Genomic DNA, 20,970 nt, shown 5'->3' on the forward strand with positions numbered 1-20,970 from the left:
GCCTGGCTCGGCGCACCACTTTAAGGGTTGTCCCCATTTGTGGGAGCGCGCCATGCGCGCGACGATCACGGGCATGGCCCGTTCCCACATGAGATAAGCGGCGCCTTCCACGACGCAGGATGGGCTTTAGCCCACAGCCGGCTCAACTTCTCTACTTGGCGTCCCGGCGGCGGCGCAGCAGTGCCCAGCCGGCGAGCAGGCTGCAGAGGATGATCAGCGGCCACGAGCGCCATTGCAGGTAGGGCGTCAGGTGCTGCATGGGCTGCACCTGGCCGTACAGCGTGGCCTGTTCGAATTGCGCCAGGCGCTCGGTGATGCGCCCGAACGGGTCGATCAGCACGGTCACGCCGTTGTTGGTGGCGCGGATCATCCAGCGACCGGCTTCCAGGGCGCGCATCTGCGCCATCTGCAGGTGCTGCAGCGGGCCGATCGATTTGCCGAACCAGGTGTCATTGCTGACCGTCAGCAGCAGGTCGCTCTGCGCGGCCATTTCAGCGGCGAACTCCGGGTAGACCACTTCGTAGCAGATGAAGGTCGCGATGCGATGCCCTTTGGCTTCCAGCAGCGGCTGGCCGTGTTCACCACGGGCGAAGTCGGACATCGGCAGGTCGAAGAAGGCGATCAGCCCGCGCAGCATGTCCTGCAGCGGTACGTACTCACCAAACGGCACCAGGCGCTGCTTGAGGTAGTCACCGCTGCCCTGGCCGACCACGCTGACAGCGTTGTAATAGCGCATCTCGCCCTCGGCGTTGGGCTGGCGGATCGGCACCCCGGTGATCAGCGCACTCTGCCGGTCGCTGGCGAAGCGATCCATCATGCTCAGGTAGCCGATGGCCTGCTCCTTGAGCACCGGCACCGCGGTTTCCGGCCACACCAGGATGTCCACCGGCTTGCTGGCGAAGCTCATGTCGCGGTACAGCGCCAGCTGGGCATTGAGCTGGGCCGGGTCCCACTTGAGGTTCTGCTCCACGTTGCCCTGGATCGCCGCGACGCTCAGCGGCTCGCCGGCCGGAGCGGTCCAGGGGTGATCCTTGAACGCCGCGCCGAGCAGCCAGGGGGCGATCAGCAGCACCAGCGCCTCGGCCAGTTGCGGCTTGTTGCCGTACAGGCGCGGCAGGTTGACCAGCAGCGCCGCGCTCAGCGCCAGGGCGAACGACAGCAGCCACACGCCGCCGATCGGCGCCAGGCCGGCCATGGGGCCGTCGAGCTGGCTGTAGCCGGCATAGAGCCACGGAAAACCGGTAAGGAACCAGCCGCGAAACGCCTCCTGCGCCACCCACAGTGCGGCGAACGCCAGGGCATCAGCCAGTGGCGCGCTGTCGCGGCGCAGGCACAGGGCCCACAGCCAGGCGGCGAGTGCGAAGAGCAGGCCAAGGCCGGCGACGAAACCCAGGGTCAGGAACGCCGCCAGCGGCGGCGATGCCGCGCCGTAGTCGTGAATGCTCACATACACCCAGCTGGTGCCCGACGCGAACAGGCCGAAGCCGTACCACCAGCCGCGCCAGGCGGCCTGGCGTGGGGTCAGCGCGCGCAGGCCGCGGTAGAGCAGGGCGATCGACAGCAGCGCCAGCGGCCAGATGCCGTAGGGCGCCAGTGCCAGGGTGGTCAGCGCGCCCGCCAGCAGGGCGATCAGGTTGCCGGGCCAGCCGGGTTGGAACAGTCGGTTCATCGAGGGACTCACAATCGAAACAAGCAAACACCCCGCCGGAGGGCGGGGTGTCAGGTCAGCGGGCCAGCGGTGTCAGGCGCAGCAGATGCACCCGGCGGCTGTCGGCATTGAGCACGCGAAAGCGGAACTCGCCGATCACCGTCACTTCGTTGCGCTTGGGCAGGTGGCCGAAGGCGCTCATCACCAGGCCGCCGACGGTATCGAACTCGTCGTCGGAGAAATCGGTGGTGAAGGTTTCGTTGAAGTGATCGATGGGCGTCAGCGCCTTGACCAGGAAGTCGCCACTGGGCAGCGGCTTGACGTAGCTGTCTTCCTCGACGTCGTGCTCGTCTTCGATATCACCGACGATCTGCTCGAGCACGTCCTCGATGGTCACCAGGCCGGCGACGCCACCGTATTCGTCGATCACCACCGCCATATGGTTGTGGTTGGCGCGGAATTCGCGCAGCAGCACGTTGAGGCGCTTGGACTCGGGCACGAAGGTGGCCGGGCGCAGCATGTCGCGGATGTTGAAGTCGGGCTGGTCGGCCAGCAGCAAGGGCAGCAGATCCTTGGCGAGCAGAATGCCGAGCACGTCGTCGAGGGTTTCGCCGATCACCGGGTAGCGCGAGTGCGCCGCTTCGATGATGACGGGCAGGAATTCCTTGGGGGACTGGCTGGCCTTGATGGTCACCACCTGGGAGCGCGGCACCATGATGTCGCGAACCTGCAGGTCGGCGACCTGGATGGCGCCTTCGACGATGGCCAGGGCCTCGCTGTCGAGCAGTTTGTTCTGGTGGGCATCGCGCAGGACTTCCAGCAGTTCCTGGCGGTTTTTCGGCTCATGAGCAAAAGCCTGGGTCAGTTTGTTCAACCAGGACTTCTGCTCGTTGCTCGATCGGTCTTCGCTCATGGCGTTTTACTCGGGATCCCTATAGTCATTCGTCGCCGGCATACGGGTCGGGGTGACCCAGCTCGGCGAGCAATAATCGTTCCAGCGCTTCCATTTCCTCGGCTTCCTCATCGTCGATGTGGTCGTAGCCCAAGAGATGCAAACAGCCGTGAATCACCAGATGCGCCCAGTGCGCCTCCGGGGTCTTGCCTTGCTCGACAGCCTCGCGCTCGACCACTGGCACACAGATCACCAGGTCGCCGAGCAGCGGGATATCGAGGAGCGGAATGCCGCCCACTTCATCCGGTACGTCGGCTGGAAAGGACAGCACGTTGGTGGCGTAGTCCTTGCCGCGCCAGGTGCGATTGAGTTCGCGCCCTTCGCCTTCGTCCACCAGGCGGATGGTCAGTTCCGAGTCGGCGCTGCGCTGGCGCAGGGCGATGGCGCACCAGGCCTGGAAATTGGCCAGCGTGGGCAGGTGGCCAGCCTCGCTGGCGACCTGCAGATCCAGTTCGATCATGGCTCGGAGCGTGCTCCCGGATCGTTGTCCGCCGGGCGGCGATCGAAGGGCTGGCGCTCGGCATCGAAGCGCTCGTAGGCTTCGACGATGCGCTGCACCAGCGGATGGCGCACCACGTCCTTGGGCTTGAAGTGGGTGAAGCTGATGCCCGGCACGCCCTTGAGCACGTCGATGACGTGGGTCAGGCCGCTCTTGGTGCCGCGCGGCAGGTCGACCTGGGTGATGTCGCCGGTGATCACCGCGGTGGAGCCGAAGCCGATGCGGGTCAGGAACATCTTCATCTGTTCCATGGTGGTGTTCTGGCTTTCGTCGAGAATGATGAAGCTGTTGTTCAGCGTGCGGCCGCGCATGTAGGCCAGCGGCGCGACCTCGATCACCTGCTTCTCGATCAGTTTGGCCACCTGCTCGAAGCCGAGCATCTCGTACAGGGCGTCATACAGCGGGCGCAGGTAGGGGTCGATCTTCTGCGACAGGTCGCCGGGCAGGAAGCCGAGTTTCTCGCCCGCCTCGACCGCCGGGCGTACCAGCAGGATGCGGCGGATCTGCTCGCGCTCCAGGGCATCCACGGCGGCGGCCACGGCAAGATAGGTCTTGCCGGTACCGGCCGGGCCGATGCCGAAGTTGATGTCGTGGTCGAGGATCGCCTTGACGTACAACTGCTGGTTGGCACCACGCGGACGGATCATGCCCTTGCGAGTACGCAGGGCAATGTTGAGGTTGGCGCTGGGGCTGTTGAGCTCCTCGATACCGGATTCCTGCAGGAACAGGTGCACCATGTCCGGCGACAGCTCGGTGGCGTCGGTTTCACGGTACAGGCGGCGCAGCAGGTTCTCGGCAGAAGTGGTCTGCCCGGGCTCGCCCAGCAGTTCGAACTGGTTGCCGCGGTTGCGGATCTCGATGCCCAGGCGCGATTCGATCAGGCGCAGGTGCTCGTCGAATTGCCCGCTGAGGTTGGCGAAGCGCTTGGCTTCGAAGGGTTCGAGGGTGAAACGATGAGGTGTCGAGGTGATATTCAAGGTCGTTTTGTGGCCGCCGTCGGCTGATATGGAAGGGAGAGAATAGCGCTAGCCAGGGATGAGTGAAAGCACGGCCGACAGCCGCGCTCAGAGCAAATATTGGGATGATCTTGCGAGCTAGAGCCATGCAAGGCAAAAACAGGCGAGGAACGGTCGGAGTCGCGGGCGACTTTACGTGCTTGTAAATGAGCATTACTCGCTTCGCTCGCCCTTCGGGCCGCACTGAAGTGCGTTAGCCGCAAGCGGCTTGCCGAGCCTGTTTTTAACGCAGCAGGGCCGACGCGCAGCTGATCATGGGTTATCAATGGCGCTCGATCAGGGTGCCGCGCAGCGAATGCGGCATCGCCTCGTCGATATGCACGTCGACGAACTGGCCGATCAGGCGCGGGTTGTCGCACGGGAAGTTGACGAAGCGGTTGTTCTCGGTCTTGCCCTGCAGCTTGCCGGGATCCTTTTTCGAGAAATCGCTGACCAGGATGCGCTGCACGCTGCCGACCATGCGCCGGCTGTTCTCGAAACCCTGCTGATTGAGGCGATGCTGCAGACGCTGCAGGCGTTCCTTCTTCACTTCTTCCGGGGTGTCGTCATGAATATCCGCGGCCGGTGTGCCGGGGCGCGAGCTGTACATGAAGGAGTAGGAGAAGTCGAAACCGACGTCCTCGACCAGTTTCATGGTCTGCTCGAAGTCTTTTTCGGTCTCGCCGGGGAAGCCGACGATGAAGTCCGAGCTGATCACGATATCCGGCACGGCAGCTCGCAGTTTGCGGATCCGCGACTTGTACTCCAGCGCCGTATGGTTGCGCTTCATGGCGGCAAGGATACGGTCGGAGCCGGACTGCACCGGCAGGTGGAGAAACTTCACCAGCTCCGGAATGTCGGCGTGGGCCTTGATCAGGGCGTCGGAAAACTCCAGCGGGTGGCTGGTGATGTAGCGAATACGGTCGATGCCCTCGACGGCGGCCACCAGATACAGCAGCTCGGCGAAATCGGCGATGCCGCCGTCGCGCGTTTCACCGCGGTAACCGTTGACGTTCTGGCCGAGCAGGGTCACTTCACGCACGCCGTTTTCGGCCAGGTGAATGATCTCGCCGAGCACGTCGTCCAGCGGCCGGCTGACTTCCTCGCCCCGGGTGTAGGGCACTACGCAGAAAGTGCAGTACTTGCTGCAGCCTTCCATGACCGAAACCATGGCGCTGGGGCCGTCGACCCGTGGCTCGGGCAGGCGGTCGAACTTCTCGATCTCGGGGAAGGAGATGTCCACCTGGGCGGTCTTGGTCAGCCGCGCGGCATCGATCATTTCCGGCAGGCGGTGCAGGGTTTGCGGGCCGAACACCACGTCGACGTAAGGCGCGCGGTCGCGGATCGCCGCACCTTCCTGGCTGGCCACGCAGCCGCCGACGCCGATCACCAGATCCGGGTTCTCCAGTTTCAGCTCACGCCAGCGGCCGAGCTGGGAGAACACCTTGTCCTGGGCCTTCTCGCGGATCGAGCAGGTGTTGAGCAGGATGACGTCGGCGTCCTCCGGACGATCGGTGACCTCCAGAGCCTGATGCTCGCCCAGCAGGTCGACCATGCGCGAGCTGTCGTACTCGTTCATCTGGCAACCGTGGGTTTCGATATAGAGCTTCTTGGTCATGGCGATTCGTCGGCGGTTAAAAAATGACCGCGGATTATAGGAGGGTTGGCCCCGTGAGGCCACAGGTGCTGGACGGGAGGGGCGCGGTGGGGGGCTTCACGTGCAGCTTCTGACCTTGTGCTATCCTGCGCGCCCCGTTTTTGCTGACTTCGAGTTTCATGACCAAGCGCGACCCCATCTACAAGGTGATCTTTCTCAATCAGGGCCAGGTGTACGAGATGTACGCCAAGCAGATCTTCCAGAGCGATCTGTGGGGCTTTCTGGAAATCGAGGAATTCGTGTTCGGTGAGCGTTCGCAGCTGGTGGTCGACCCCAGCGAGGAGAAGCTCAAGGCGCAGTTCGATGGCGTGGTGCGCAGCTTCGTGCCGATGCATTCGATCGTGCGCATCGACGAGGTGGAGCGCCTCGGCACGCCAAAGATCAGCGAAGCCAAGGGCGGCAGCAACGTGATGCCGTTCCCGATGCCGCCCATCCCTGAGAAGTGAGCGCTACGCAACGGCGGCGCTGATTACTTGAGCGGCGCGAACGGCGACAGGCTGTCGGCGGCCTGCAGTTCCTGCAGGTAGTTGCGGAAGATCTGCCCCAGTACCTGGGTGGCGACTTCCTGTTCGGCCCGGGGCATCTGCATGGCCACCTCGTCGGCACCATCCATCGCTTCATCCGAGCCGTTGACCGCGGCCATCTTCAGCACGATGTAGGCCTGCACGTTATTGGCCGCCACGCCTTCGCCACGGAAGAACATCATGCCCAGGCGATACTGCGCCTGGGCGTGGCCCTGCAGAGAGGCGTGTTCGAACCAGTTCAGCGCCTGGGGCAGGTCACGCTCGCCGGCGCGGCCTTCGTAGTAGAACTCGCCGAGTTCGTACTGGGCCTGGGCATCGCCACCGTCTGCGCTCTGTTGGCAGGCTTGCAGGGCGGCGGGCAGGTCTTCGGCGGCGACATTGAGCGAGCAGCTCCCGGTCGCCGGGATCAGCAATGAGTTTCCATCCGCCACGCCGAGCGTTGGCAGCAGGAGCAACAGGCAGCCCAGAGACAGGGTGCGGCCGGTGCGCTTCATGAAGATCCGGATACCTCGACAGGCTGACAGGTGGGAGGATGACGAGGCCAAATGGGCTCGGCATCACATTATGAAATAAGCAGCACTGTTCTTACAAAGTCTTTGCCGGCTTTTCTGCCTCAACCTTGCGCAAAAGTGTCACCAGATGGTCGGTTTGTGTGCGGCGGGTGGTTTCACAGAGATCTGCCCAGGCCTCCCGCCGTTCACCTCAGGCGCCGAACGGCACCGCTTCGATCACGCCTGCTTGAGGGCGGCGAAGGCGCGCTCGGCCGCATCCAGGGTCAGTTTCAGCTCGGTTTCGCCATGGGCGATGGAGGTGAAGCCGGCCTCGAAGGCGCTTGGTGCCAGGTATACACCACCTTCGAGCATCAGGTGGAAGAAGCGCTTGAAACGCTCGGCGTCGCTGGCCATCACGTCGTCGAAGGTGACGATATCGTCGGCGCCACTGAAGTATAGGCCGAACATGCCACCTGCCTGGGTGGTGACGAACGGGATACCGGCGGCATCGGCGCGATCCTGCAGGCCCTGCAGCAGGCGGCTGGTGTAGTCGGCGAGCTCGGCGTGAAAGCCCGGGCGGCTGATCAGCTTCAGGGTGGCCAGGCCGGCGGCCATGGCCAGCGGGTTACCCGACAGGGTGCCGGCCTGGTAGACCGGGCCGAGCGGGGCGATGTGCTGCATGATCGCGCGCTTGCCGCCAAAGCAGCCGACCGGCATGCCGCCGCCGACGATCTTGCCGAAGGTCGACAGATCCGGGGTGACGCCGTAGTGCGCCTGGGCGCCGCCGAGGGCAACGCGGAAACCGGTCATCACCTCATCGAAGATCAGCACCACGCCATGTTTGTCGCACTGCTCGCGCAGGCCTTCGAGGAAGCCCGGTGCCGGCGGCACGCAGTTCATGTTGCCGGCCACCGGCTCGACGATGATGCAGGCCACGCTCTGGCCAACGTCGGCCAGGGTCTGCTCGACCGCGTCGATGTCGTTGAACGGCAGCGTCAGGGTGTGCTTGGCGAAATCCGCCGGCACGCCCGCCGAGCTGGGCACGCCCTGGGTCAGCAGGCCGGAGCCGGCCTTGACCAGCAGGCTGTCGGAGTGGCCGTGGTAGCAGCCTTCGAACTTGATGATCGCGTCACGGCCGGTGTAGCCACGGGCCAGGCGGATGGCGCTCATGGTCGCCTCGGTGCCCGAGCTGACCATGCGCACCATTTCCATGGACGGCACGATCGAGCAGACCAGGTCGGCCATCTCGGTTTCCATGGCGGTCGGCGCGCCGTAGGAGAGGCCGTGGTCGAGCTGCTTGCGCACCGCATCGAGCACCTCCGGGTGGCTGTGGCCGAGAATCATCGGGCCCCAGGAGCCGACGTAGTCTACGTAGCGCTGGTCATCTTCGTCGGTGACGTAGGCGCCCTCGGCGTGCTTGAAGAACAACGGCGTGCCACCCACGCTCTTGAAGGCGCGGACCGGCGAGTTGACGCCGCCGGGGATGTGTTTCTGGGCGTTGGCGAACAGCGTTTCGGAGCGGGACATGGGGGTCTCCTAAGGTCAGTCAGTTCGCGTCGAACAGCGCGCTGAAGGCGCGCGCGCGGCGCTCGACCTCGGCGGGCGATTCGGCGGCGAACAGGGCATGGATCACGGCGATCATGCTGGCGCCGTGTGCGATCAGTGGTGCGGCGTTGCGCAGGTCGATGCCGCCGATGGCGACGATCGGCAGCGCCACGCGGGCCCTGGCGGTCGTCAGCAGGTCGAGGCTGGCGGCCGGGGCGCCGGGTTTGGTCAGCGAATTGAAGAAGCGGCCGAAGGCCACGTAGCTGGCGCCTTCGCCGGCCGCCTGTTCGGCCAGGGCCAGCTGGGCGTGGCAGGTCGCGCCGATGATCGCCTGGCGGCCAAGCAGGGCACGGGCCGCCGCCAGCGAGCCGTCTTCCTGGCCGAGGTGCAGGCCGACGCCGAGGCGGGCGGCCAGCTCGGCATCGTCATTGATGATCAGGGTGGCACCATGGCTCTCGCATAGCCTGCGCAGGGCTTCGGCCTCGCGCAGGCGACGGGCCTCGTCGGTGGACTTGTCGCGGTATTGCAGCAGGCGTGCGCCACCGGCCAGGGCCGCTTCCACGTAGGGCAGCAGCTTGCCACCGGCGAGCAATTGGCTGTCGGTGATCGCGTAGAGGCCGCGCAGGTGGCCGGGCGTCGCCATCAGCTGAGGTCCAGTGGCAGGCGGCGCGGCACGAACTGGCCACGGCCGGGTTGCTCGGCGTCGCGCAGGGTGCGCCAGGTGTAGTCCAGGGCGGTCTGTACCGCGCCGATCAGGTCCTGGCCCAGGGCCAGGCGCCCGGCCAGGGTGCTGGCCAGGGTGCAGCCCGAGCCATGGTAGCTGCCAGGCAGGCGCGCGCAGGTAAAGTCATGGCGGCTGCCATCGCGCAGGTACAGGCGGTTGTGGACGTCGCTTTCGTCGCCATGGCCGCCGGTGATCAGCAGGTACTCGATGTACGGCAGCAGCTTTTCGGCGCACTGGTCCGCGCTGCCATCCGGCAGCTCGGCGAGGATGCGCGCCTCGGGCAGGTTCGGGGTGGCGATGGTGGAAGCGGCGAACAGCCGTTCGCGCATGGCGAAGCCGACGTCCTCCTTGCCCAGGGCGCCGCCGCCACCGGCACGCAGCACCGGGTCGCAGACCAGCGGTACACCGGGCAGCTTGGCCATGATCATCAGCACGGTGTCGACCATTTCCACCGAGCCGAGCATGCCCAGCTTGACCGCGGCCACCGGCATGTCGGCGATCACCGCATGGGCCTGGGCCAGTACCCAGTCGCGATCCAGGACCCGGAAGTCGCTGACGTCGACGGTGTCCTGCACGGTCAGCGCGGTGACCGTCGGGGCCGCGTGGCAGCCCTGGGCGAGCAGGGCTTCGATGTCGGCCTGCAGGCCGGCGCCGCCGCTCGGGTCGTGGCCGGACAGGCACAGCACCACCGGGCGCGACGGGGCGAGGCGGGCGGTACTGCGGGGGTAATCGGGAAGGCCAAAGTCGATCATCTGTGTCGCGGGTTCCGGTTTACGGGTACGGCGGTGGCCGCGGTACCGGGTTGATCGGGCTCGCACCGGCACATGGCAGGCGGCATTTGCTGTGGCGCGAGCTTAACATTTTATGGGCGACGATGAGGCCGGGCCGGTTCGAGGGGCGGGGCATGGCTGGGGTAGCCGGCACCCCCAGGGGCTGTCGATGAGCGGTCAACAGAACCTGGGGCCTTGAGCCCCGCCAGGGGTGTTTGTACGATGGCCCTGCCTCGCGGTCGCGAGGCGTGCACGTTCCTTATCGGCAGGGCAGAAGGCGCCTGGCATGAACAATCTGTTGCGTTGTGTCGCGGTGCTGCTGTGCCTGCTGGCTGGCCTGGCCCAGGCCGAGCCGCGGGTGGTGGCGCTGAGCTGGGAGGCCACCGAGCACCTGCTCAAGCTCGATATCACGCCGATTGCCGTGGCCGATGCCGATCAGTACCGAACCGAGGTGGCGCGCCCGCCATTACCGGCCCAGGTGCCCAGCGCGGGCTCGCGGCGTGCGCCGGACCTCGAGCAATTGGCCGCACTCAAGCCGGACCTGATCGTCATCGGCGAGGCGCAGGCGGGCATGCGCGCGCAACTGGCACGCATTGCCCCGGTCACCGCCTATGGCAGCCTGTCCCAGGAGCACGACAGTTACCTGGTCGCCCGTGACGACTACCTGGCCCTGGCCCAGCGCTTCGGCCGCGAGGATCATGCGCTGCGCGAGCTGGCCGCGATGCAGGTGCAGGTCGATGAGCTGCATCGCCAACTGGTCGAGCATTTTCGCGGGCAGTTGCCGAAGGTCGTGGTGATCCGCTTCACCTCGCCGAACACGGTGCGCGTCGATGGCGGTGATTCGATGATCGAGCATGCCCTGCAGCAGTTGCACCTGCAGCCCGCCTACCCGCAGCCGCGCGAGGCGGTGGTGCCGGTGCAGGCCCTGGCCGGCATCGAGGAGGGTGTGGTGCTGTATGTCGAGCCGTTTGCCGGCCAGGCGCAGCTGTTCGCCACGCGCGAGTGGCGGGCCATGCCGTTCGTGCGTGCCGACCGTTTCGCGGCGATGCCCGGTACCTGGGCCCACGGCGGGGTGTTTTCCATCCAGTACCTGGCCGAGGCCATCACCAAGGCGTTGTTGAGTCTGCCGGCGCCCTGAGTCGAGGTTTGCTCGTCATGGCCCTTGCGATGTGCGATCACCCTCCCTAGAGTTGCCGGCATTCATACATATGTCGTGCCGTGAACGGCCGCATCACTTCCAAGGCGTGGGGCCTTGCGATGCGGCACAACAGGGCCATCTGCGGGGCTGCATGGGTTTTTTCCTGATCCTTCTTCTGGCGCTATGCCCATTGCTGGCCAGTGCCGCCGATCCGGCGGTATTCGACGAGCGCACCCGCGTGTTGCCGCTCGGCGAACACATGGCGGTGTTCGAAGACGTGCGCGGTGACAAGAGCATCGACGACGTCACGTCCAGTGCCCTGCAGGGCAGCTTCCGGCAGCATGACAAGGCGGTGTTGAACGCCGGCTATTCACGCTCGGCGTTCTGGTTGCGCATCGACCTGCAGTTTCGCCCCCGCGGCACTGCCAGCGCCAATCCGCAGAGCTGGCTGCTGGAACTCGCCTATCCGCCGCTGGATCACCTGGAACTCTACGAAGAGGGCGCCGATGGCCGCTTTCACCTGAGCCATCGCACCGGCGATGCGCTGCCGTTCTCCAGCCGCGAAATTCGCCAGAACAACTACCTGTTCACCCTCGACTTCCAGCCCGAGCAGGTGCGCCGCATCTACCTGCGCCTGGAAAGCCAGGGTTCGATCCAGGCGCCGCTGAGCCTGTGGTCGCCGGCCGCCTACCTGGAGGAGCAGCCGGCGCGCATCTACGTGCTGGGCATCATCTACGGCGTGTTGCTGGTGATGCTGATCTACAACCTGTTCATCTTCATCAGTGTGCGCGACACCAGCTACCTCTATTACATCCTCTACATCGCCTCGTTCGGCCTGTATCAGGTGTCGGTCAATGGCGCCGGCATCGAGTTCCTGTGGCCTGACAACCCCTGGTGGGCCAACGCCGCCACGCCGTTCCTGATCGGCGCGTCGGCCCTGTTCGGCTGCCAGTTCGCGCGCAGCTTCCTGCACACCCGCGGGCACAGCCCCTGGGTGGATCGCAGCCTGCTGCTGCTGATGCTCTGGGGCGTGCTGGTGATGGTACTGGCACTGTGCGCCAGCTACGCCCTGTCGCTGCGCCTGGCCACTGTGCTGGCCCTGGTGTTCACCCTGGTGGTGCCGATAGCCGGTGCGCTGGCCTGGTGGCGCGGCATGCGCGTGGCGCGTTACTTCCTGATCGCCTGGGCGGCGTTCCTGCTCGGTGGCGTGGTCAACACGCTGATGGTGCTCGGCTACCTGCCCAACGTGTTCCTGACCATGTACGCCAGCCAGATCGGCAGTGCCATCGAGGTGGCGCTGCTGTCCCTGGCCCTGGCCGACCGCATCAACGCCATGAAGGAAGAGCGCGCGCGCATCCTGCAGAGCGCCAGTGCCAAGCTGGAGGCGCTCAATCACCAGTTGGCCGATAGCAATCGCCTCAAGGACGACTTCCTGGCCACCGTGACCCATGAGCTGCGCACGCCAATGAATGGCGTGATCGGTTCGCTGGAACTGATGCAGACCCTGCGTCTGGATCCCGAGGTGGAGCAGTACCAGAAGACCGCGACCCGCTCGGCGCGGGACATGATGCAGATGGTCAACGACATCCTCGCCCTCACCGAGCTGCAGGCCGGCCGGCTCTATCCGCGCCGGGAAACCTTCAGCCTGCGCGGCTTGCTCGACGGCTTGTGCGCCAATTTCGAGGGCCGCGCCCGCGACAAGGGGCTGGATTTCAGCCTGGACCTCGACGAGCGCCTGCCCGATACCGTGGAAGGCGACGGCCAGAAGCTGGCCCAGGCACTGGGCTACCTGCTCGACAATGCCGTCAAGTTCACCGCCGTGGGCAAGGTACAGCTGCGCGTGCGCGGCACCGCCCAGTCAGCCGTGGACAGCCTGCCGCTGAGCTTCGAGGTGATCGACGCCGGTATCGGCCTGGAGAACGTCCGGGAAACCGACCTGTACCGCCGCTTTCATCAGCTCGACACCTCGATGACCCGCCAATACGGTGGTTTGGGCATCGGCCTGAGCATCTGCCGCCAGTTGGTAGACCTGCTCGGTGGCAGTCTCGCCTACGAGCCCAATCGCGCCGGAGCGGGTGGCAGCATCTTCCGTCTCGACCTGACCCTGGCGCTGCCGGTGCAGAGGCCCGCCGAGCAGCCGGCGGTACGGCGCAGCAGCGGTACCGCGCTACGCGCTGCCGAGCAGTGCACGGTGCTGGTGGTCGAGGACAATGCCATCAACCAATTGGTGATCCGCGGCATGTTGCTCAAGCTCGGCTACCGGGTGCGCACCGCCGACAATGGCAACGAAGCGCTGGAATGCCTGCAGCGCGAGCCCATCGACGTGGTGCTGCTCGATTGCCAGATGCCGGTGATGGACGGTTTCGCCACCTGCCGTGCCCTGCGCCAGCTGCCGGCCTGCGCCGAACTGCCGGTGCTGGCGATCACTGCCCACAGCCAGTCGGGTGACCGCGAGCGTTGCCTGGCAGCAGGCATGAGCGATTACCTGGCCAAACCGGTGAAATTCGACGAGTTGCGGGTATTGCTCCACGAATGGGTGCTGTGCCGCCCGGCCTGACCGAGGGGGCGATGCGGGGCTATGAGTAGCGCGCCAGCTCGCGGGCATCGTGGCTGCAGAAGATGGCCAGCTGCGGCTGCTGTAGTGACAGCGCACGCAGGCGGTGCTGGTTGAGCATCCGCTGGTGGTGGTCGGTGTCCATCAACCGCTGATACAGGCGCAGCCCGGGCGGGCATCGGCGCGCCGCCTGGCCGATCTCGTCGCGAAAGAAATAGGCGTCACCGGCGTGCAGCGCCCAGCCGTCTTCACCACGTACGGCGATACCCGCGTGACCGGCAGTATGGCCGCGCAGCGGAATCAGCAGGATGTCGTCGACCACGCTGCGCACCGACTGGAACCCGAACCACTGATCACCTTCCTCACGGTACAGTCGCCAGCGACTGACTCCATGCCATTGGACCGGGACGAAGCGTCGGCGCGGCAGAAATCCTCTCAGCTGTTGGACCGCAGCGTGCTCATCCTGCATCAGGTGAACGGTGGCGTTGGGAAAGTCGCCCAGGCCACCGGCGTGATCGAAGTCCAGGTGGGTGAGCAGGATGTGCTGCACGTCCGCCGCTTGAAAGCCCAGCTTGCGAAGCTGCGCAACGGCCGTGCGTGCGGGATCGAACTGGATATTGTTGAACAGCCGAAAAAACCGGCTCAGCCGCGTCGGGTCGCGCACGTCAGCTTCACCAAAACCGGTGTCGACCAGCACCAGTCCGTCACCATCGGTCTCCAGCAGCAGGCAGTGGCAGCACAGATGAGCCCTGGGGCCTTTGCTGAACCCGTCGAACAGCGCGCCGCCAAACGGGCACATGCAGCCGCAATCGAGATGATGGATCTTGATCATGGTTATTCCCGTGGCGCCGGGCATGCTGCGCCCGTCGGTCGCAAGGCAGCATGGCGAGACGGCAGGTCAATGATGCACGTGGGCACCAGTGGGGTCTTCGATCTGAAACACCTTGCCCTTCTGCCAGGCATCGGCGCCGGGCTGAACGGCGGGGCGTTCGATGTCGGCGCGGTTCCGGCGTTTTTTCGCGCTGTCGATGCCCAGGCGCTGGTCGCGCTCGTCGACCATGCGTGGATCCACCTGGCCATCGGCAGTGAAGCCCATCATCAACTGCGGCACGCCGAGCGGCAGGCTCTTCTGCTGATCGGTATGCCAGGTGTGCCAGGTCTTGCCGTAGGTGCGCACCAGCTTGCGCATCAGCGCATGCTCGGCGACCTCGGGAATGCCGGGGGCCACCAGCTGGCCGGATTTCACCTCATGCACGTGACTGTGCCACAGCGCCTTTTCGTCATCGGGCAGGGTCTTGAACAGCCGTTCGCTGATGATGTACTCGACTCCCATCAGCTTGGCGTCCCTGACGTTGCCGTCGTAGATCACGCACTGAATCAGCTCTTCGCTGAGGATGGAGCAGTAGTGGTGGGCTTCCATCTGGGCGTCCGGTCTGCCGTTGTAGAAGTGAAAACCGTCGAGGTAGGCGTTCAGTGCAGCGATGGGCGGTTGGGATTGCAAGGCGGCTGCGCCGGCTTCAAGCAATCGGGTGTCGGCTTTGCTGGGAGCGCCCTCGGTGCCGACATTGGAGTGGCTTGCGGTGCCGAGGCAGGCGCTCAAGGGCAGGGTCGCCAGCAGCGGCAACAGCGTCAGGCGGATTCGCATAAGCACGGCCGTCCTTCGTCATGACCAGGCTCGACAGGTGCCGAGCCTGGCGTTGAAATTACTGGCGAGTCTTGCTTTGCAGCTCTTTGGCCATTTCCAGGTGATGCTCCAGTTTGGGCAGGGTCTTCTTGGCCCAGGCGCTCACCTCGGTGTCGTCGGAGGCTGCGGCTTGCTGATACAGCTCGATGGCCTGCTCATGGGCGACGACCTGGTTGTTGGCGTAAGCCTCGTCGAAGTTCTCGCCATCGCGAACCTGCAGGATCATGGCCTTGGCCTTGTTCATCAGTTCGGCGTCATCGGAGACCTCGAGGTTTTTCTTCTCGGCCAGTGCCTTGAGCTCATCGTTGGCACGGGTGTGATCATCGATCATCGTCTGGGCGAATTTCTTCACCTCGGCATGGCTACCTTTCTCGAGCGCCAGTTTGCTGGTCTCGATCTCGGCGATGCCCTTGGCCGATGCTTCCTCGGCGAAGTCGTTGGCGCTGACCTTGTCGGCGGCCTGGACGAGGCCGGCGAAAGCGAAAATCAGTGCGGCGGTTGCGCCGATCAATACAGCTGTGCGTTTCATGATGACTCCTTGATAAGTCGAGTGACCGGGTGCCAACACCAGTTGTGGTAATCGCCGGGACCCGCTGTCGGTTGGCGTAGGTTGATAAAAAGCACCTGGAATTAACGAAGCGGTCTTTGTACAGGCCGCTTCGTTAATTAGTTTAAAACGGGAGGGTTATAGCCCTCCCGTTCTCCAGGCTTAGCGTCCGCCATGGCTGTTGGAACCACCTTTACGGCCCGCTTCGGATGCCTTTTCACGATCATTGGCAAAGTTGCCGCCAGAGTGCTGGCCGCCTTTTTTGCCGGCTTCGCTGGCTTTCTCACGGTCATTGGCGAAGTTGCCTGGGTTGTTATTTCCGGTATTAGCCATTTCTCTATCCTCTTGGTGTGGCCTGCCCTCAGCGGCAGGTAAAAGTTCGAGGCAGTGGTGAAGCGGAATGTTCGAATAAAAAAGTGCTGGTGGCGATGAATGGTAGAAGTGATGGTGTTGTGATAGTAAGTTGTATAAGTGTTGTATATAACGTTGTCTGTTTCGCTTGCTGTCAGTGTGCTGCTATTTCTTTCTTTGATTTTTTGCGCGTGGCGAACGCCATGGTTCATATGCAGTCAATTTTGGTGGGCGTGTTGTATGTGACACGCGATGAACCTAACGCCGCCAAGCGCTTTGCGCCATTGCACCGCGCAGGGCCTAGTCCGATAGCGAGGCATCACCATGAAAGGGCAGATATTTCTGATCAATTACATATGCGATAACCAGCCGATGCATCTCGAAGTGTCGTCCGATGCCGAGAGCATGACGGTCGAGCAGGCGCAACAGCATGTGCATGATGAAGGCGCCAGGGGCAAGATCACCGATGTGCAGGTCAGCAAGATCACCCGCACCCATGAGCCGGGTACCACGCCTGGGCATTATCAGCAGCCCTGAGCCCTGACGCAGAAAGCCGGCGCATGCGCCGGCTTTCTGTGGGGTGTGACAGGCAGCGCCTGGCGCTTAGCGCTTGGCCTCCAGGCCCGGGGTGTCAGAGCGGTCCAGGAAGGCCTGGCTCAATTCCGGCAAGTGCTCGCGCAGCCAATCGGCCATGGCGATTTCCTGTTGCAGGATCGTTTCGCAGTCCTGCTGGGTCTGTGTGTCGCCCACGGCTTTGGCGGCCGCGATCAGCACCGTGTAGGACGCGATCTCGAGGGTTTCGAATACATAACCCGACATGGCGCCCTTGACCACTTCATCGCTCATGGCCATGCCGCCCACGGCCTGACCGAAGGCCATCAGTTTGCCGCTCAGGTCCTTCATTGTGGAAGGCTCGCTGTCCAGGCGTAGCAATGCCTGCTCCAGCGTCTGGCGCTGGCCGATGGTTTCTTCGATATGTTTTTCAATGCGTGTGCGTAACTTCGGATAATTATGCAGTCGCTCTTTTTGTGCCGTCAGCATGCGTTCCGCTTGTTGTTCCATGGCATGCGCATCGCGCAGCCAGTTCATCAGGTGTTCAGGTTTAGTGGTCATGATCGACTCCGCCGTTTATGAGCAAGTCATGTTCCGAGGCGGTGACGGATACCAAGGTTCATTGCTTTTCGCCAATGGTATTAAACGAAGCGCTAATAAGCGAAACGGCTCGGTGGCGGAATGCCTGGACATTACCGTTTCGCTTAATTGTAAAGAGTGTTTTTCCTTGAACTTGGTGCGCACTTTTGCATTCGCTTATTACAAGCCCGAACAGGGCAAGGAGCAACTCCAAGCAGGGAATTATTATCGGTGAGGAGAACAGTTCATGTTCGTACATAACAAGCGATTGCAGTACACGGTACGCGTTGCCGGGCCCAATCCGGGGTTGGCAAATCTGCTGCTCGAGCAATTTGGCGGCCCGCAAGGCGAGTTAGCGGCGGCCATGCGTTATTTCACCCAGGGCTTGGCCGAAGACGATGCAGGCCGCAAGGATCTGCTGCTGGATATCGCCACCGAAGAACTCAGCCATCTGGAGATCATCGGCTCCATCGTCGGCATGCTCAACAAGGGTGCCAAAGGCGATCTGGCCGAGGCGGTGGAGGAGGAGGCCGAGCTGTACCGTTCACTGACCGAGGGCGGTAACGACTCGCACATCACCTCCCTGCTGTACGGCGGCGGCCCGGCCCTGACCAACTCGGCTGGGGTGCCCTGGACGGCGGCCTATATCGATACCATCGGCGAGCCGACGGCGGATTTCCGTTCGAACATCGCCGCCGAAGCCCGTGCCAAGATCATCTACGAGCGACTGATCAACGTCACCGATGATCCGGGCATCAAGGATGCACTGGCCTTTCTGATGACCCGCGAGCTGGCGCACCAGAAGTCCTTCGAGAAGGCGCTGCATGCCATCCAGCCGAATTTCCCGCAGGGCAAGCTGCCGGGCGTACCGGAGTTCACCAGCCTGTACTTCAACATGTCCCAGGGCGAAGAGGATCGCCGTGGCCCCTGGAACGAGGGCGATCAGTGGGAGTTCGTCGCCAGTCCGCAGCCCGCGGTCGACGGTGGCGATGGTACTGCGCAGGTGATGTTGCCGGCCAAGCAGGCTGAAACCTTGCTGCAGATGGCCAAGCGCACCGCATCGGATCCGACCCTGGATTCGATCACCGGTGCCGACCTCGGCTCTGGCGCCGCGCGTAAACCCGAGTAGAACCTGCCCCGACAGCCGTAGGGCAGGGCAACCGATCAGCCAGGCGAGCGATGCTCGGCCTGGCTTTTTTGTGCCTGAGCCTCGCCGGCCCTGGCCCGTGATTGCCGGTTACCGCTGATCCTTCGGGTTGAATCTTTTCCGGCGCAGGCTTCTCCCAATTGCATAAGGCCATGGGGGCGCACCCGCCATGGCCAAGCCAAGAATCAATGAGCGCCGTATCGCTTGGCGGGTGCTCCTGAACTGCCCACGCAAGGCTCCGACCATGACCACTTTGATGCCGATCTTCACCACATCCAGCCAAAGCTGTGATTTTCTCCAGGCCGGCCCGGCCCGCACGCTGTACGAGCGTCTGCTGCGCCCCGAGCTGGACGAGGGCGCGCTGAGCGAGGCGCGCAGCTTCCTGGACGGCCAGCTGGCCAAGGCCCAGGCGCTGCCCTGCGACGTGCCTGCGCAGCCCGAAGCGCTGCTGGACTGGATGCGCGGCGCCGCGCTGCGCACCACCGAGGCCTATGGGCAGTATCTGCAGGAGCGGCGCCAGGGTGCGCCACGGCGCTATTTCCAGAATCGCGGCCATGCGCTGTATTTCCTGCGCCATGTCGCCCCCACCAAACTGGTGGACGGCGCCTGGCTGTACGGGCTGCTCAAGCACTGGCAGGAGCTGCGTCTGCGCCCCTTGCTGCGCACCTACCTCGAGGAGTTGGGTGACGGCGTGCCGGCCATGAATCATGTGCTGCTCTACAAGCAGCTGCTCGCCCAGCATGGCTGTGACGAACTGGCCGAACTGGAAGACCAACACTTCCTGCAGGGGGCCCAGCAACTGGCGCTGGGCCACCTGGCCGAGGATTACCTGCCCGAAGTGATCGGCTACAACCTGGGCTACGAACAGCTGCCGCTGCACCTGCTGATCACCAGCTACGAGCTCACCGAGCTGGATGTCGACCCCTACTATTTCCAGTTGCACGTGACCATCGACAACGCCAGCACCGGCCACGCCCAGAAGGCCGTGCAGGCGGTGCTGGAAAACCTGCCGGTGATGGGCGATCGCGACGCGTTCTATCGCCGCGTGATGCGTGGTTATCAGCTCAACGACCTGGGTATCGGCTCCACTGCGGTGATCGGCGCCTTCGACCTCGAAGACGAAGTTTGCGCCATGCTCGAGCGCAAGCGCGAGGTGGCCACCCAGGTGCACTCCGATTACTGCCGAATCGAAGGGCGCACCGTCAATGAATGGCTGAGTGAGCCTGGCCAAGTGCGCGCCTTTCTCGATGCCTTGCAAAAGCGTGGCTGGATCCGCCGCGACCAAGACCCGCAGAACAGTCGTTTCTGGCAACTGGTGCAAGGGGATCGCGCCGCCATGTTCGGCGTGTTCAGCAGCTATGAGCTGCAGCTGCTGCATGACTGGATTGCCGGTAGCTGGGCACCGGCGCGTAGCCGTGGCCGTCCACGCCGGCGCCCCGCCGCAGCGGCCGGCGAACAGGCCGTGGGCCTGGATGACGAAGCCCAGGCGCTGCATGGGGCACTTCGGGCAATGCCGGCTCAGCAGCAGGCCGGCAAGCTGATCGAGCTGATGTCGCCCGCCAGCCACTTCACCCCGGCGGGGCTGCTGGCCACGCGCCTGTTCAATGCCTATCTCCAATAATCATGTCCGGGGCACCGATGCATAGCGAGCAAAACACTGCACGACAACAGGCGCTACTGGACCTTGGCCAGGCACTGGAGCGGCAAGGTTATCGATTCATCACCGCCACACCCTTGACCCATGAACGGGTCAACGCACGTGCCGAAAACCAGCAGGCGCGAGACCTGGCCGGCGTATTTGGCTGGAGCCGGCCGTTCGCGGCGCCGGTGGTAGGCGACGAACTGCTCGAATTGATGCGTGCAGGCGGCGTGCTTGTGCAGCAGGGCCAGCAGCTGGCCAGCGCGGTGCGCTGGTCCAGCCTGGGTGGCAAGCTGTTCGTGCATTCCGGCTACCCGACCGTGCAGACCGACGCCGTGTTCTTCGGCCCCGATACCTACCGCTTCGTGCGCGCCATCGACGCCTTTCTCGGCACGCCCGCGACCTCCAGGGTGTCGCGAGCGGTGGATATCTGCTGTGGTGCCGGCCCGGGTGCCCTGTGCATTGCCCAGGCAAGGCCCGCCGCCCAGGTGCTGGCGGTGGACATCAACCCACGGGCGCTGGAGTTCACGCGCATCAACGCGGCGCTGGCCAGGCTCGACAATGTCGAGGCGCACTACAGTGATCTGCTGAAAAACCTCGACGGCGAGTTCGACCTGATCGTCGCCAACCCGCCCTATATGCTCGATGCCGACAGCCGTGCTTACCGCGATGGCGGTGGCGAGCTCGGTGCCGGCCTTTCCGAAGCCATCGTCGAAGCGGCGATCGGCCGCCTGGCTCCCGGTGGCAGCCTGCTGCTGTATACCGGCGTGGCGATGACTGCAGCCGGGGATCCGTTTCTGGCCTACGTCAAACGTACCCTGAGCGATGCGTCGCTGGCCTGGCGCTACGAGGAGATGGATCCCGACGTGTTTGGCGAGGAATTGCTCAAGCCGGGCTATGAGCAGGTCGAACGCATCGCCGCGGTGGTGCTGACGGTTACCCGAACCGCAGCATGAGTCTGAGGGCGGTGGTCC

General features: G+C 64.2%; 21 protein-coding genes and 1 pseudogene. 8 read left to right on the top strand and 14 right to left on the bottom strand.

Annotated features, from left to right (window positions below):
- Positions 1-151 precede the first annotated feature (151 nt).
- The 5 genes from lnt to miaB all read right to left on the bottom strand — a co-directional run bounded on the left by lnt (position 152) and on the right by miaB (position 5,712).
- Positions 152-1,669 carry an apolipoprotein N-acyltransferase gene (lnt, locus tag QYS36_RS11490; protein ID WP_308839609.1) on the bottom strand — a complete coding sequence of 506 codons (1,518 nt, stop codon included), beginning with the start codon at positions 1,667-1,669 and terminating at the stop codon, positions 152-154.
- A gap of 55 nt (positions 1,670-1,724) precedes the next feature.
- Complete coding sequence (locus QYS36_RS11495) at positions 1,725-2,561, bottom strand: HlyC/CorC family transporter (RefSeq protein WP_073261719.1); 837 nt, start codon at positions 2,559-2,561, stop codon at positions 1,725-1,727.
- Between the two features lie 25 nt (positions 2,562-2,586).
- A complete protein-coding gene (gene ybeY, locus QYS36_RS11500) occupies positions 2,587-3,060 on the bottom strand; it encodes an rRNA maturation RNase YbeY (RefSeq protein ID WP_308839610.1) in 474 nt (157 codons plus the stop codon).
- On the bottom strand, positions 3,057-4,076 hold the full coding sequence (locus QYS36_RS11505) for a PhoH family protein (RefSeq protein WP_308839611.1): 1,020 nt from the start codon (positions 4,074-4,076) through the stop codon (positions 3,057-3,059). Before QYS36_RS11505 ends, ybeY begins: the two co-directional genes overlap by 4 nt.
- 301 nt (positions 4,077-4,377) lie before the next feature.
- Positions 4,378-5,712, bottom strand: a complete 1,335-nt coding sequence (miaB, locus tag QYS36_RS11510; protein ID WP_308839612.1) for a tRNA (N6-isopentenyl adenosine(37)-C2)-methylthiotransferase MiaB — start codon at positions 5,710-5,712, stop codon at positions 4,378-4,380.
- A gap of 158 nt (positions 5,713-5,870) precedes the next feature.
- On the opposite strand from miaB, the gene QYS36_RS11515 reads away from it, so the two are divergent.
- Complete coding sequence (locus tag QYS36_RS11515) at positions 5,871-6,197, top strand: DUF1820 family protein (protein ID WP_308839613.1); 327 nt, start codon at positions 5,871-5,873, stop codon at positions 6,195-6,197.
- Between the two features lie 23 nt (positions 6,198-6,220).
- On the opposite strand, the gene QYS36_RS11520 is transcribed toward QYS36_RS11515, so the two are convergent.
- From QYS36_RS11520 to QYS36_RS11535, 4 genes are all read right to left on the bottom strand, one after another.
- Complete coding sequence (locus tag QYS36_RS11520; protein ID WP_308839614.1) at positions 6,221-6,769, bottom strand: tetratricopeptide repeat protein; 549 nt, start codon at positions 6,767-6,769, stop codon at positions 6,221-6,223.
- A 234-nt stretch (positions 6,770-7,003) separates the two neighbouring features.
- Entirely contained in the window at positions 7,004-8,293 is a 1,290-nt protein-coding gene (gene hemL, locus QYS36_RS11525) for a glutamate-1-semialdehyde 2,1-aminomutase (protein WP_308839615.1), read from the bottom strand.
- A gap of 19 nt (positions 8,294-8,312) precedes the next feature.
- A complete protein-coding gene (thiE, locus tag QYS36_RS11530; protein ID WP_308839616.1) occupies positions 8,313-8,954 on the bottom strand; it encodes a thiamine phosphate synthase in 642 nt (213 codons plus the stop codon).
- On the bottom strand, positions 8,954-9,787 hold the full coding sequence (locus QYS36_RS11535; RefSeq protein ID WP_308839617.1) for a bifunctional hydroxymethylpyrimidine kinase/phosphomethylpyrimidine kinase: 834 nt from the start codon (positions 9,785-9,787) through the stop codon (positions 8,954-8,956). The genes thiE and QYS36_RS11535 overlap by 1 nt, the downstream gene beginning before the upstream one ends.
- A gap of 304 nt (positions 9,788-10,091) precedes the next feature.
- Here QYS36_RS11535 and QYS36_RS11540 point away from each other — a divergent pair, with 304 nt between their 5' ends.
- Positions 10,092-10,943, top strand: a complete 852-nt coding sequence (locus QYS36_RS11540) for an ABC transporter substrate-binding protein (RefSeq protein WP_308839618.1) — start codon at positions 10,092-10,094, stop codon at positions 10,941-10,943.
- A 151-nt stretch (positions 10,944-11,094) separates the two neighbouring features.
- Complete coding sequence (locus QYS36_RS11545) at positions 11,095-13,500, top strand: 7TM diverse intracellular signaling domain-containing protein (RefSeq protein ID WP_308839619.1); 2,406 nt, start codon at positions 11,095-11,097, stop codon at positions 13,498-13,500.
- A gap of 19 nt (positions 13,501-13,519) precedes the next feature.
- On the opposite strand, the gene QYS36_RS11550 is transcribed toward QYS36_RS11545, so the two are convergent.
- The 4 genes and pseudogenes from QYS36_RS11550 to QYS36_RS11565 all read right to left on the bottom strand — a co-directional run.
- Positions 13,520-14,326, bottom strand: a complete 807-nt coding sequence (locus QYS36_RS11550) for an MBL fold metallo-hydrolase (RefSeq protein WP_308839768.1) — start codon at positions 14,324-14,326, stop codon at positions 13,520-13,522.
- Between the two features lie 69 nt (positions 14,327-14,395).
- Entirely contained in the window at positions 14,396-15,142 is a 747-nt protein-coding gene (locus QYS36_RS11555) for an OBAP family protein (protein WP_308839769.1), read from the bottom strand.
- Between the two features lie 58 nt (positions 15,143-15,200).
- Complete coding sequence (locus QYS36_RS11560) at positions 15,201-15,710, bottom strand: DUF4142 domain-containing protein (protein ID WP_308839620.1); 510 nt, start codon at positions 15,708-15,710, stop codon at positions 15,201-15,203.
- Between the two features lie 180 nt (positions 15,711-15,890).
- Positions 15,891-16,049: pseudogene (locus QYS36_RS11565) on the bottom strand (general stress protein); the annotation flags it as partial.
- A 354-nt stretch (positions 16,050-16,403) separates the two neighbouring features.
- Here QYS36_RS11565 and QYS36_RS11570 point away from each other — a divergent pair.
- Positions 16,404-16,616, top strand: a complete 213-nt coding sequence (locus QYS36_RS11570; protein WP_308839621.1) for a hypothetical protein — start codon at positions 16,404-16,406, stop codon at positions 16,614-16,616.
- Positions 16,617-16,682: 66 nt separating this feature from the next.
- Here the strand turns inward: QYS36_RS11570 and QYS36_RS11575 are convergent, their stop codons facing one another.
- Positions 16,683-17,192: a ferritin-like domain-containing protein gene (locus QYS36_RS11575; RefSeq protein ID WP_308839622.1), complete on the bottom strand. Its 510-nt coding sequence runs from the start codon at positions 17,190-17,192 to the stop codon at positions 16,683-16,685.
- Between QYS36_RS11575 and QYS36_RS11580 the strand changes: the two genes are divergently transcribed.
- The 4 genes from QYS36_RS11580 to QYS36_RS11595 all read left to right on the top strand — a co-directional run bounded on the left by QYS36_RS11580 (position 17,191) and on the right by QYS36_RS11595 (position 20,952).
- Positions 17,191-17,445 (top strand): hypothetical protein, encoded by a 255-nt coding sequence (locus QYS36_RS11580; protein ID WP_308839623.1) that lies wholly within the window; start codon positions 17,191-17,193, stop codon positions 17,443-17,445. The two genes, QYS36_RS11575 and QYS36_RS11580, sit on opposite strands and share 2 nt — an antisense overlap.
- A gap of 12 nt (positions 17,446-17,457) precedes the next feature.
- Positions 17,458-18,339, top strand: a complete 882-nt coding sequence (locus tag QYS36_RS11585) for a manganese catalase family protein (RefSeq protein WP_308839624.1) — start codon at positions 17,458-17,460, stop codon at positions 18,337-18,339.
- Between the two features lie 262 nt (positions 18,340-18,601).
- Positions 18,602-19,978 carry an iron-containing redox enzyme family protein gene (locus QYS36_RS11590; RefSeq protein ID WP_308839625.1) on the top strand — a complete coding sequence of 459 codons (1,377 nt, stop codon included), beginning with the start codon at positions 18,602-18,604 and terminating at the stop codon, positions 19,976-19,978.
- A 17-nt stretch (positions 19,979-19,995) separates the two neighbouring features.
- Positions 19,996-20,952: a class I SAM-dependent methyltransferase gene (locus tag QYS36_RS11595; protein WP_308839626.1), complete on the top strand. Its 957-nt coding sequence runs from the start codon at positions 19,996-19,998 to the stop codon at positions 20,950-20,952.
- The last annotated feature ends 18 nt before the right edge of the window (positions 20,953-20,970 follow it).

The sequence above is a fragment of the Pseudomonas sp. G34 genome (assembly GCF_031119625.1).
In the GTDB taxonomy this organism is placed as follows: domain Bacteria; phylum Pseudomonadota; class Gammaproteobacteria; order Pseudomonadales; family Pseudomonadaceae; genus Aquipseudomonas.